This is a genomic window from Roseburia sp. OM03-7AC (assembly GCF_003462625.1).
Taxonomy (GTDB): domain Bacteria; phylum Bacillota; class Clostridia; order Lachnospirales; family Lachnospiraceae; genus Roseburia_C; species Roseburia_C amylophila.
Genome location: NZ_QTZJ01000001.1, coordinates 757,364 through 770,330 on the forward strand (window position 1 = coordinate 757,364; position 12,967 = coordinate 770,330).

Annotated in this window: 11 protein-coding genes; 1 reads left to right on the forward strand and 10 read right to left on the reverse strand. The window is 40.6% G+C overall.

What is annotated here, in order from left to right; genetic code table 11:
• Positions 1 to 99 precede the first annotated feature (99 nt).
• The 6 genes from DXB39_RS03730 to argC all read right to left on the reverse strand — a co-directional run bounded on the left by DXB39_RS03730 (position 100) and on the right by argC (position 6,222).
• Entirely contained in the window at positions 100 to 1,245 is a 1,146-nt protein-coding gene (locus tag DXB39_RS03730; RefSeq protein ID WP_117840933.1) for a hypothetical protein, read from the reverse strand.
• A 9-nt stretch (positions 1,246 to 1,254) separates the two neighbouring features.
• On the reverse strand, positions 1,255 to 2,448 hold the full coding sequence (locus DXB39_RS03735) for an aspartate aminotransferase family protein (protein ID WP_117696970.1): 1,194 nt from the start codon (positions 2,446 to 2,448) through the stop codon (positions 1,255 to 1,257).
• Positions 2,441 to 3,340: an acetylglutamate kinase gene (gene argB / locus DXB39_RS03740; RefSeq protein WP_022243101.1), complete on the reverse strand. Its 900-nt coding sequence runs from the start codon at positions 3,338 to 3,340 to the stop codon at positions 2,441 to 2,443. Before argB ends, DXB39_RS03735 begins: the two co-directional genes overlap by 8 nt.
• A 65-nt stretch (positions 3,341 to 3,405) precedes the next feature.
• Positions 3,406 to 4,629, reverse strand: a complete 1,224-nt coding sequence (gene argJ / locus DXB39_RS03745; protein ID WP_117840932.1) for a bifunctional glutamate N-acetyltransferase/amino-acid acetyltransferase ArgJ — start codon at positions 4,627 to 4,629, stop codon at positions 3,406 to 3,408.
• A gap of 63 nt (positions 4,630 to 4,692) precedes the next feature.
• Entirely contained in the window at positions 4,693 to 5,154 is a 462-nt protein-coding gene (locus DXB39_RS03750; protein ID WP_117696967.1) for a GNAT family N-acetyltransferase, read from the reverse strand.
• Positions 5,155 to 5,166: 12 nt separating this feature from the next.
• Positions 5,167 to 6,222, reverse strand: coding sequence for an N-acetyl-gamma-glutamyl-phosphate reductase (gene argC / locus DXB39_RS03755; protein ID WP_117841242.1), 1,056 nt, complete (start codon positions 6,220 to 6,222; stop codon positions 5,167 to 5,169).
• Positions 6,223 to 6,537: 315 nt separating this feature from the next.
• Between argC and DXB39_RS03760 the strand changes: the two genes are divergently transcribed.
• Positions 6,538 to 7,764 carry an argininosuccinate synthase gene (locus tag DXB39_RS03760; RefSeq protein WP_022243105.1) on the forward strand — a complete coding sequence of 409 codons (1,227 nt, stop codon included), beginning with the start codon at positions 6,538 to 6,540 and terminating at the stop codon, positions 7,762 to 7,764.
• A gap of 70 nt (positions 7,765 to 7,834) precedes the next feature.
• Here DXB39_RS03760 and pdxR read toward each other — a convergent pair whose 3' ends face one another.
• From pdxR to DXB39_RS03780, 4 genes are all read right to left on the reverse strand, one after another.
• Entirely contained in the window at positions 7,835 to 9,244 is a 1,410-nt protein-coding gene (pdxR, locus tag DXB39_RS03765) for a MocR-like pyridoxine biosynthesis transcription factor PdxR (protein WP_117840931.1), read from the reverse strand.
• A gap of 12 nt (positions 9,245 to 9,256) precedes the next feature.
• The gene (locus DXB39_RS03770; protein WP_117840930.1) at positions 9,257 to 10,108 is read right to left on the reverse strand and encodes a DUF2225 domain-containing protein; all 852 of its coding nucleotides are present in this window, start codon (positions 10,106 to 10,108) and stop codon (positions 9,257 to 9,259) included.
• A gap of 15 nt (positions 10,109 to 10,123) precedes the next feature.
• Complete coding sequence (locus DXB39_RS03775; protein WP_117840929.1) at positions 10,124 to 11,794, reverse strand: glutamine--tRNA ligase/YqeY domain fusion protein; 1,671 nt, start codon at positions 11,792 to 11,794, stop codon at positions 10,124 to 10,126.
• A 101-nt stretch (positions 11,795 to 11,895) separates the two neighbouring features.
• Positions 11,896 to 12,756 carry a hypothetical protein gene (locus tag DXB39_RS03780; protein WP_117840928.1) on the reverse strand — a complete coding sequence of 287 codons (861 nt, stop codon included), beginning with the start codon at positions 12,754 to 12,756 and terminating at the stop codon, positions 11,896 to 11,898.
• Between the last annotated feature and the right edge of the window lie 211 nt (positions 12,757 to 12,967).

Genomic DNA, 12,967 nt, shown 5'->3' on the forward strand with positions numbered 1-12,967 from the left:
ACTCCCTTACATAAATTCTGTTATGCAAGAAAGTCCCCTAATGCTTACTGTTTTCTATTTTAACGAAAATTTGCCCTTTATACAAGTAGTATTTTCAAATTATTCCTGTGGCAGGCTTCCACCATTCCACAATGCCTTCATCTGCCTTGTAAATTCTGACCAGAACTCACCTGCATTTGCAGCATCCGGTACCAGCTGGCTGTTCTGATACTGCATAAAAGCTGCCTGTTCTGCTTCATCCCGGCTGGCACCTTCATCTGTAGAAATATGACCGGTCATTGCATGCAGGGTATCCACTTCTTCTTTTTCTATAAAAGCAGCAAAATCAGCCGCCATATCTTTTTCCCCCGAAAATTCATTTACCAAAAGGATCCCCGTTCTGACAACCCCCTGCATCGGTGTGGTATCGTCTAACATCGGCAGCCCGCAAACGCCATAATTTTCTGCTGTCATCTTATTTAAATCATCAGAATCAATGATTGCACACAAAGATGCTCCCTGATTAAAATTCTCCACTACCTGATTTCTGCTAATTTCATCCGCATCAATTCCCACGGTTTCTGAAAGGTTTTTAAAGAAAGTTAATTCATCATTATATTTTTCTCCATATGTCGTCAAAAGGGTATAGTCCGTCTCATTCCATTCCACTTCAGTCCCCACAAATGGATAATCATAAAATCCATCTGCCACATTCCATTCCAGCAGATTTCCTACACCTTCTCCTAAAAGGTTATTCTGTCCATAGTCTAAAATTTCCGAAATACTCTCCGGTGCTTCCGGGAAATTCTCTTTCTGATATACCATCACCAGTGTATCAAAAAACAATGGGTATTCTTCTTCCGTTGCAACACCATATAAATACGCCTTGTCTTTTGCATCATTCCAGGCAAGATACAAATCCGGATAGTCTTCTTCCGTCATCGTTGCATCATAAATCTGTTCAAGATAAGATTCCTCATCTACATAACGGATCCCCACTGCGATACCGGTTTTGGCATAATAATCCACTGCACACTGTTCAAAATAATTCCTGCAGTCTGCATCGCTGTACCAAAAGGATAGCTCCTTTTGTGCTGCTTCATATGCTTCTTTCGTTTCCTGCTCAGATGTTATCTGCTCTTTTCTGTCTGTTTTTAACTCTGTTTTCCCTGTTTCTTTGCTGCTGTAAAAAGCAGCCGCTGACAGCAGGATAACTCCCACTGCCAGCGTTGTTGTTTCTATGATTTCCTTTGTTTTCTTTTTCATATACCCTGCCTACATACGATCCAGTACGTTTTTCAGTTTCGTTATCATTTCATCCACATGCTCTTTTTCAATCACAAGTGGCGGCACCATACGGATTACATCTGCGCCGGCTGTTATAATAATTAAACCTTCTTTTAATGCTTCTGCCGCGATGGTTCCAACTGGTTTTGTGCTTACAAGCCCCTGCATCAGTCCCATACCACGGCGGGCTGTAATAAAATCATATTCTTCTACCAGCTTATCCAGTTCGCTTTCCAGATAAACTGCGATTTCTTTTACATGGTCTGTAAGCTTTAATTCTTCAAATAAGTCCATTACCTTACTGACCGCTGCTCCGACAAACGGATTACCTCCATATGTGGTTCCATGGTCACCCGGTGCAAGTGATTTCTCTGCCACACGTTCTGTCATGGCAAAAGCTCCTACCGGCACTCCACAGCCCAATGCCTTGGCACTGGTCATAATATCCGGTTTGATTCCATAATGCTGCCATGCAAACATTTCTCCGGTTCTTCCCATTCCACACTGGATTTCATCTAAAATAAGAAGAATATCTTTCTCTTTGCAGAGTGCAGAAATCTCTTTCATAAAGGATTCCTCTGCCGGATAAATTCCACCCTCTCCCTGCACGGTTTCAAAGATAATGGCACATGTTTTTTCTGTTACCTGAGCTTTTACACTTTCAATATCATTAAAATCAGCAAATTTCACACCACCGCAGAGTGGCTCAAACGGTTCTCTGTAATGGGCATTTCCGGTTACGGATAATGCACCCAGGGTTCTTCCATGGAAGGAATGGTTCATGGCTATAATCTCATGGTCTGCATGACCATCTCTGGTATAGGCATATTTTTTTGCTGCCTTAATTGCTCCCTCAATGGCTTCTGCTCCACTGTTGGTGAAGAAAACCCTGTCCATTTTGGAAACTTTTAAGAATTTCTCTGCAGCTTCCATAATCGGGACATTATAATAAAGATTTGAAGTATGTGTAATTTTATCAATCTGGTCTTTTAATGCCTGCTTATACGCTTCATTGCTGTATCCTAACGCTTCTACCGCAATACCTGCCGCAAAATCAAGATACTTCTTTCCATCGGTATCATAAAGATATACGCCCTCACCATGATCTAATACCAGAGGGAAACGATTATAAGTATGTAATAATGCTTTATCTTCACAATCCATATATTCCTGTTTATTCATGATAAAACTTTTCCTCCGCATCTCCTAAAATTGCTGTTCCGATTCCTCGGTTTGTAAAGATTTCCAGTAACAGACAATGTGCAATTCTACCATCTAAGATATGTACTCTGGATACACCATTTTCAATGGCATCGATACAGTTATTTAATTTTGGAAGCATTCCGCCGCCAATATAACCATCTTCAATCAGCTTGTGTGCATCTGAAATCTTAAGTTCGGAAATCAGTGTAGATTTATCATCCGGATCTTTGTATACACCTTCAATATCTGTAAGAAATGCAAGTTTTTCTGCCTGTACGGCACGGGCAATTGCACACGCTGCATCGTCCGCATTGATATTATAGGTATCATAATTATCATCAAGACCTACCGGGCAGATAATCGGCAGGAAATCTTTTTCGAGAAGATCATATAAAATCTTTGGATTTACTTCCTTAACTTCACCCACATACCCGATATCCTGTCCATTGGATAATTTCTTATTTACCTTCAGCAGTCCACCATCTTTACCGCTGATACCTACTGCGTTCACGCCAAGCTTTTCTACCATCTGAACCAGTGATTTATTGACTTTTCCAAGAACCATCTCTGCAATTTCCATGGTAGGTGCATCGGTTTTACGAAGTCCATTGATAAATTCCGGCTCCATTCCGGCTTTTGCAACCCATTTGCTGATTTCCTTACCGCCACCATGAACGATAATCGGTTTGAAACCAACCAGTTTTAAAAGAGTTACATCCTGGATAACGCTCTGCTTTAACTCTTCATCTACCATTGCACTTCCGCCGTATTTTACTACAATAATTTTGCGGTTGAAACGCTGGATATATGGCAATGCCTCAATTAATACCTCAGCTTTTTTCAATATTTCCTGCATACTGTTTTCTTCCATCTGACCAATCCTCTTTCCTTTTCTTAAAAAATCTTTTTTCATATATTTTTTCAATCAAATCTTTTTTAAGAACGATAATCTGCATTTATTTTAATATAATCATAGGTCAAATCACAGCCCCATGCTGTTGCACAGGCTTCACCCATCTTCATATCTGCAATGGCAGTTACTTCTTTTTCAGATAAAATCTTAGTTGCCTCTTCCTCGGAATAATCTACGGCAACACCATCTTTGATAATCATCAGCTTGCCGGCTGCACTTTCAAAGTAAAGGTCAACCTGCTCCGGATCAAATTCCACGCCGGAATAGCCCAATGCACATAGGATTCTTCCCCAGTTAGCATCATGTCCAAAGATTGCAGCCTTGGTAAGGCTTGATGTTACTACGGATTTGCTTAAGATAACCGCATCTTCTTTGGATGCCGCATGCACTACTTTTACTTCAAATAAAGCAGTTGCGCCTTCGCCATCTCCTGCCATCATCTTAGCCAGTGCTTCATTGACATAATAAAGTGCTTCACAGAATGTTTCGTAATCTTCATTCTTCTCTTTGATTTTTTCATTGCCTGCAAGACCATTTGCCAGTACCAGGCAGGTGTCGTTGGTGGAAGTGTCTCCATCTACGGAAATCATGTTATAAGTATCTGTTACGGTACTGCTCAGTGCTTCCTGCAACATTTCTTTTGAAATTGCCGCATCTGTTGTGATAAAGCTTAACATGGTACACATATTCGGATGAATCATGCCAGAGCCTTTACACATTCCACCGATGGTAACCTTCTTACCGGAAAGCTCTACCTCCACTGCAGCCTCTTTCTCATGGGTATCTGTTGTCATAATAGCAAGTGCTGCATTATGTCCACTAGTTAAATCACCACTTAATTTTTTACTCATCTGTTCCACACCGGCACAGATACGGTCAATCGGAAGCTGTTTTCCAATTACTCCTGTGGATGCCACAAGAACTGCATCCTCCGGAATATCCATTAACTCTGAAGTTTTCTTTGCGGTATCTTTGCAATATCCTAATCCTTCTGTTCCGGTACATGCATTGGCAATTCCGGCATTTACTACAACTGCCTGTGCAAATGCACTGTTCTTTACAATGTCCTTATCCCATTTTACCGGTGCTGCCTTTACGACATTCGTGGTAAATGTTCCGGCAACTGCACATGGCTCTGCGGAATAAATCATTGCCATATCTGTTCTGTCTTTATACTTAATACCTGCTGCTGTGGATGCAGCCTGAAAACCTTCTGCTGCGGTAACGCCGCCTTCTACTTTTTTCATAATATGCCTCCTGTCCTGCTTTCTTCTGTCTTTTATCTTAAGCTGTCTGCTTTCCAAATTTATTTATGGATTAAATACAGTTACATTTTCCGGATTCAAATCAAATTCATAATAATTCATATCCTTCCGGAATGTCCAGCCCATATTCTTCCAGAATCCATTGCCCAGCTCATTACTGGTAAATGCCACCAGATTTACTTTGTTGATGCCTTCTTTTTTCAATGCTTCCATTGCCATCATTGCCATTGCTTTTCCAATACCATGTTTCCGGTAATCCTCATGGACGCATACATGATAAAAGCATCCTCTTCTTCCATCCTGTCCGCAAAGAATAGCTCCTACGATTTTTCCATCCATACATGCCACGATACTGGTGTCCGGATTTCTTCGGATAAAACGTTTCACATTTTCTTCCGAATCATCAATGCTCCGGATACCAAATCCGTGAATGCTCATCCAGAGTGCATGGACTTCATTAAAATCGTCTTCTTTCATTGTTCTTAATATATATGTAGCTTCTGCCATATTCTCTCCTGCTTACGGGAACATCGGTACCAGTTCGAGACCTTCCGATTCCTTTAATCCAAATAATAAATTCATATTCTGAACCGCCTGACCGGCTGCTCCTTTTACCAGATTATCCAGCGCACCCATCATAATCACTCTTCCGGTACGCTCATCTACTACAAAGTTCACATCTACATAGTTGCTTCCTTCTACCCATTTGGTTTCCGGGCACACACCATCCTCTAATACCCTGACGAATTTCTCGTTCTTATAATATTTTTCATAAGCTGCACGAATCTCTTCTTTGGATGGATAACTTCCGTCTGCTTTCTTTACCAGTGATGCGTACTCTGTTGCTAAGATACCACGGTTCATCGGAACAAGATGTGGTGTAAAGCTGATGGTAATCTCTTTTCCGGCTGCATAACCTAACTGTTCTTCAATTTCCGGTGTGTGTCTGTGGGTTGCCACGCCATATGCCTTCATATTTTCATTTACTTCACAGAACAGATTATTGACCTTTGCTCCACGTCCTGCACCGGAAGTACCGCTCTTTGCATCCACAATCAATGTATTGGCATCAATCAGTCCCTCTTTTACCAACGGATATGCGGTTAAAATAGAACAGGTGGTATAGCATCCCGGGTTGGCTACCAGTCTTGCATTTTTCACCTTTTCACGATTGATTTCGCAAAGTCCGTAAACGGCTTCTTCAATAAACTGTGGACTCTTATGCTCAATTTTATACCATTTTTCATAAGTAGCCACATCTTTAATACGGTAATCTGCGCTCAAATCAATTACCTTTGTCTCGGATAAAATCTTCTCATTCAATACAGAGCCAAGAAAACCCTGCGGTGTTGCTGTAAAAATAACATCCACCTGCTTTGCCAGTTCTTCTATATTATCATCGAGGCAGGTATCCTCTACGATTTCAAACATATTACGGTAAACATCTGCATACTTCTTATCTATATAACTTCTGGAGCCATACCACTTAATCTCTACGGAAGGATGTCCCATAAGAATCCTTACCAGTTCTGCTCCTGCATATCCGGTTGCTCCGATAATTCCTGCTTTAATCATTTTTACATCTTCTTTCTTCTTAAGATTATGGCACACACGAAATCTGCATGCCATTTACAGTGCATAATTATACATTCGTTTTATACATTATGCAAGTATTATTTTCTGTTTTCACGCTTTTTCAGTTAGTTTGTGATTCTATAAGTCTTCTTTTATTAATATATTATCCGTTTTTTATACATAAATATGTACCCTTTGTATATAATTATGCATTTTTATAAGTATATTATGTATATTTTTTCGCTTGCGTATTTAATTTTTTTGTTGTATATTAGTCCTAGTTAAAAAACATCTGAAGAAAGGATACCTATTATTATGAAAGAAAAAGTTGTTTTAGCGTACTCTGGCGGACTTGATACAACCGCTATCATCCCATGGTTAAAAGAAAATTATGATTATGAAGTAATCTGCTGCTGCGTTGACTGCGGACAGGGTGAAGAGCTGGATGGTCTTGATGAAAGAGCAAAATTATCCGGTGCAACCAAATTATATATTGAAGATATTACAGATGAATTCTGTGATGACTATATTGTTCCATGTGTTCAGGCAGATGCCGTATATGAGAACAAATATCTCTTAGGAACTTCTATGGCTCGTCCTGGTATTGCCAAGAAATTAGTTGAAATTGCACGAAAAGAAAATGCTGTTGCTATCTGCCACGGTGCAACCGGTAAGGGAAATGACCAGATTCGTTTCGAGCTTTCTATCAAAGCACTTGCTCCTGATATTAAAATTATTGCTCCTTGGCGTGATGATAAATGGAAAATGGATTCCCGTGAATCCGAAATTGAATACTGCAAAGCACATGGCATTCATCTTCCATTCTCTACTGACCAGAGCTACAGCCGTGACCGTAACTTATGGCACATCAGCCACGAAGGTCTTGAGTTAGAGGATCCCGCAAATGAGCCAAACTATGACCACCTTTTAGTTCTTGGTGTTTCTCCGGAAAAAGCTCCGGATGAGGGCGAATACGTAACCATGACCTTTGAAAAAGGTGTTCCTACTGCTGTTAATGGAAAGAAAATGAAAGTTTCCGATATCATCCGTGAATTAAACCGTTTAGGCGGCAAACATGGAATTGGTATCATCGATATCGTAGAAAACCGTGTTGTTGGTATGAAATCCCGTGGTGTATATGAAACTCCTGGCGGAACTATCCTGATGGAAGCACATCGTCAGTTAGAGGAACTCGTATTAGACCGTGCTACTATGGATGTTAAAAAAGATATGGGCAATCGTATGGCTCAGATTGTTTACGAAGGAAAATGGTTCACACCTTTACGTGAAGCAGTTCAGGCATTCGTTGAGTCTACCCAGGAATATGTAACCGGTGAAGTAAAATTCAAGCTCTACAAAGGAAACATCATCAAAGCCGGAACAACTTCTCCATACTCTCTCTACAGTGAGTCACTGGCAAGCTTTACAACCGGAGACCTTTATGATCACCATGATGCAGATGGATTCATCACACTGTTTGGTCTTCCATTAAAAGTTCGTGCTATGAAAATGCAGGAATTAGAAAAAAATAACCAGAAATAGAATTTTCTAACACAATATAGAATGTAAAAAAGGCATTACATTCGACAGCCGCCGATATGTAATGTCTTTTTTATTTATCCAGAATCTCTCTTAATACAGCAAGACCCTGTTCCATTTCATCTTCTGTCAGATTACCATATCCAAGCACCAGTGTCGGAACTTTCTTTTCCTTTGGCTTTTGAATCACATATTCACCCAGTCCATGAATTTCAATATGCTGCTCTCTCGCCTGCTCTACCACTTCTTCTTCCTTCCACTTCACATCCAGTTCTACCAATACATGCAGGCCGGCATTATCACCGTAAATGCGGCAGACCCAGTCTTCCTGCTTTAAAAGACGCATAAAAGTATCATGCTTATTCTTATAGTTATTACGCATACGGTTCAGATGCCGTTCAAAATGCCCTTCTTCCATAAAATGGCACAATACTTCCTGACTGTTCCGCGGCACCGTACAGGCATAGAAACCACAGAAACTGTGGTACCGCTCCATCAGGGAATGGGGCAATACCATAAAACTGATTCGAAGAGAAGGTGCAATACTTTTTGAAAAAGTTCCTATATAAATCACATGCTCTCCGGTATCATTTCCCCACAAAGCCGGAATCGGCTTTCCTTTATAACGGAACTCACTATCGTGGTCATCTTCTATGATATAACGTTCTTCTCCTTCAGACGCCCACTGTAAAAGTTCCAGCCTTCTTCGCAGCGGCATGACATTTCCCAACGGGAACTGATGGGATGGCATGACATAAACCATATCCGGATTTTCTTTCCGGATAGCCTCCATACAAATTCCATCTTCATCAATTTCTTCTGCCAGCACCCGATATCCCATATTACAGAAAGTATAATATGCCTGCAAATAAGTATAATTCTCCATTGCCACTTTCTTATCCCGCCCCATAATCTGAGCTAACAATAACAGAAGATACTCATTACCGGCACCAATAAGAATCTGTTTTTCATCGCAGACTACCCCTCTCGCCTGATAGAGATAGCGGCTGATTGCCATTCTAAGATTCAGTTCTCCCTTTGGATTTCCCGAAAGCAATAAATCCGGGTTATCCTCCGGCACTACACTCTTATGCATCCGATACCATATTCCATAGGGAAAATGCTTCCGGTCAATCTCATAAGGAGAAAAACTGATTTCATACTGCTTTTTCTGCCGCTCCATGAGTCTTCCCTCTTCTGGCTTTTCCTGTCCACGGCTCAGCTGATACAGCATGCTGATATCGCATACAAAATAGCCTGCACAGGGTTTTGGTTCAATATAACCCTCTGCTGTAAGCTGTTCATATGCCAGTTCCACGGTACTCCTGCTGATTTGCAGATTTTTGGCCATAAAACGAGTAGACGGTAATTTTTCCCCCGGGGAAATCTTACCGTCTGCTATATCCTTACGAATATATTCGTAAATCTGCTCATAAAGTGCGTGTGGAGAATCCGGCTGTAAATCAATCCATAATTCCTTCATCCCGTTATCCACCTATCGGTTTTTCTTAAGCTCTTTTAAAATAATTTCTTTTAATTCCAAGGATTTATCCTTAATCTTACGATTTGCACTTGCGGAACTCAAAACACGGCTTAAGCATTTTGATGTTATATCATACTGCTTATAATGGAATGCCATATTTGCAAGAAGATAATCCATAGTACTCTGATCCATTCCACAAATCGGGAACATCTCTGTACTTACTGCCTTCATCATGCCATCATAGGCCTCTTTATAGAAAGATTCCTCTTCCTGTCTGCAGGCTGCTGCCTCTTCTTTTTTACCGGCAGTCTCTAATTCCTCTGCTTTGGTGCGAAGCAACCATGCAAGAATCAGACAGTTATATGCTTTTTCACTGGTTCTCGCTTTCTTTACCATCGAATTAAACAGGGATAACTTATGCATTTCAATTGCCTTATCATAATCCCATGTTGCATCGTCAGATGGTGCCTGCGGATGAAAATTCCGGCTAATCTGTTCCTTAATCAATTTAATCTGACCCATGGTAATATGTTCAAAATAACGATTCAGTGAAGTATATCCGCAATTCGGGCAGGATGCCACATCATATTTCAAAGAATCCACATACTGCTGTCTCGGTCTCAAATCTGCATCCGGCTCCAATCGCTTCACCTTACCGGCTTTTACCATTTTCGTCTTAAATTCTTTATCACATACCGGGCAGCGCACGGTCTTATCTAAAAGGAAATCCTCTTCCTTTGGCTGTACTACGGCTGTTTCTACTTTTTCTTTTGTTTTCTTTTCTGCTACTTTCTCATCGGCATAAAGGTCTGTACTGTCAGTTGCCTTTATTCCGAATTTTTCCAATCCAGAAAATAAATTCATATCTATTCCTCCGCTCTACTGCTGAGCTGGCAGTTTATAAGAACTCTTTAGTGAAACGATGCGGTTAAATACCAGTGCATCTTCTTTTGAATCTTTCGCGTCTACACAGAAATATCCCTGTCGTACAAACTGGAAGCTGTCATATCCTTTTGCATCTGCAAGACCTGGCTCTACATAGCACTCTTTTAATACGGTAAGAGAATTCGGATTTAAGTTCAGGCTTCCGTCTTCGTTATATACGCCCAACTCTTCGTCCACAATATTCTCGTATAATCTTACTTCTGCTTTCACTGCGGTTGGTGCTGCTACCCAGTGAATGGTTCCTTTTACCTTTCTTCCATCCGGGCTGTTTCCGCCTCTGGATTCCGGGTCATAGGTACAGTGAATCTCTGTCACTTTTCCGTTCTCGTCTTTTACAAAGCTGTTGCATTTCACAAAATATGCATGCATCAGACGCACTTCGTTGCCCGGGAACATACGGAAATATTTTCTTGGCGGTTCTTCCATGAAATCTTCTCTGTCAATGTAAAGTTCTCTTGCAAATGGAACTTTACGGCTGCCGAGAGCTTCATTTTCCATATTATTGACCACATCAAAGTATTCTATCTGGTCTTCCGGATAATTGTCAATGATAACCCTAATTGGATCTAATACTGCCATCACGCGGGAACGTTTTAATTTCAAATCCTCACGGATACAATATTCTAACATAGCATAATCTACCGAACTGTTTGCCTTGGAAACGCCGCACAGCTCTACGAACATTTTAATAGACTCCGGTGTAAAGCCTCTTCTTCTCAAAGCGGCAATGGATACCAGACGCGGGTCATCCCATCCATCTACAATATGTTCCTCTACCAGCTTCTTAATATAACGCTTACCGGTTACCACATTGGTAAGATATAATTTTGCAAACTCAATCTGCTTTGGTGGATTCTCATACTCTAACTCACGGACAACCCAGTCATATAAAGGTCTGTGGTCTTCGAATTCCAGCGTACAGATAGAATGTGTGATTCCTTCAATGGCATCCTCGATTGGATGTGCAAAATCATACATCGGATAAATGCACCACTTATCTCCTGTATTCTGATGGGTCATATGTGCCACACGGTAAATAACCGGGTCACGCATATTCATATTTGGAGAAGCCATATCAATTCTGGCACGCAATACCTTCTCACCGTCTGCATACCTGCCATCTTTCATTGCTTCAAACAGTTCTAAGTTCTCTTCTACACTTCTACCGGCTGACGGATCTTCTTTTCCCGGCTCCTTTAAGGTTCCGCGGTACTCGCGCATCTCTTCTGCGCTTAAGTCAGAAACATATGCTTTCCCTTTCTTAATCAGTTTTACAGCTGCTTCATACATCTGATCAAAATAATTGGATGCAAAAAACAATCTGTCGCCCCAATCCGCACCCAGCCATTTAATATCCTCTTTGATTGACTCTACGAATTCGCTTCGCTCTTTGGTCGGATTGGTATCGTCAAAACGCATATTAAATAAGCCGTTATATTCCTGTGCAAGTCCATAATTTAAAAGAATAGATTTGGCATGTCCGATATGCAAATAGCCATTTGGCTCCGGTGGAAATCTGGTATGCACCGTTTTGCAATGTCCTTCTGCTAAATCTTTGTCGATAATCTGCTCAATAAAATTCTTGGAGACAGCTTCGTTTTCCATTTTGTCTTCCTCCTGGGTTCGTTTCTTCACTAATATATCTATTATAAAGTCAAACGTCTGCTAAATCAATAACGATTTTTGGAGTTCCGTCAAAATATTGTCTAGCTGTGCTTAATATGCTGATGGGTAAACAGATGATCCTGACAATATTCGTAATTACCATCGCACTTGGAGCAGAAACGGAATTCCAGGTTTGGATCATCCAGTTCAGTCCTTCCGCAGACTGCACATTTATGCTTTGTCACCATGCCGCCTCTCCTCGGCTCCCGCATCTGAGCCTTAAATACCTGCTTCCGGTGAATTTCCTTCGGGGATACCCTTCTGTAATTTCTGGTAGACAGGAAGAAAATCAGGAAATTTAAAATAGACATAATGATAGCAATTCTTCCGCCCCAGCTGGTTAAAATCAGATTAATCGCAATCAGTACTGCATATACCACTGCCATCCACTTCATTTTTACCGGAATAATAAAGAACAGTAAAATCTGCATTTCCGGATACATGACCGCAAAGGCAAGGAATATGGTCAGATTGATATAATTCGTAGTGAAAGTAAGGCTTGAAATCAATGAAATTGTTTCTAAGCTTCCTGTTCCGGCTGCTGCATATATTCCATATAAAATAAACGCTCCGATTACGGTAAATAACATTCCGCCGAAAATATAAACATTAAAACGGAATGTGCCCCAGCTCCGTTCCAGTGCAGAACCAAGCTGATAATAAAGAAGCGCCATAATCAGCAGTGAGAATACTCTGGTGTCTGTCGGCATCAGAATCCAGGTAATCAGTCTCCACACCTGTCCATGCAGAATGTGATAAGGGCTTAAGGTCAGCATCAACATAAAGTTCGGATTTACCGTATAAATCACAAATCCGATGCAATATGCTGCAATCAGATAAATCATCAGATTCGGGATGGCGTATTTTCCAATTTTGCGCTCCATTTTATTCAAAAAATTCATATTACACCTCATATTTCATAAATTAGTTTATTGCAATCTGTCTACTATTATAGAAGTATCCCCAAAGATTTGTCAACGACACTAGGACTTCTTCATAAAAATTTCAGATTCACCACTATTTCTAAACAATCCATAAATTCTTTTATTAGGAATTGTTTTTTGAAAAATACTGTCGTATAATGAATTTTGTTTTGGAATTTATGAAACACAT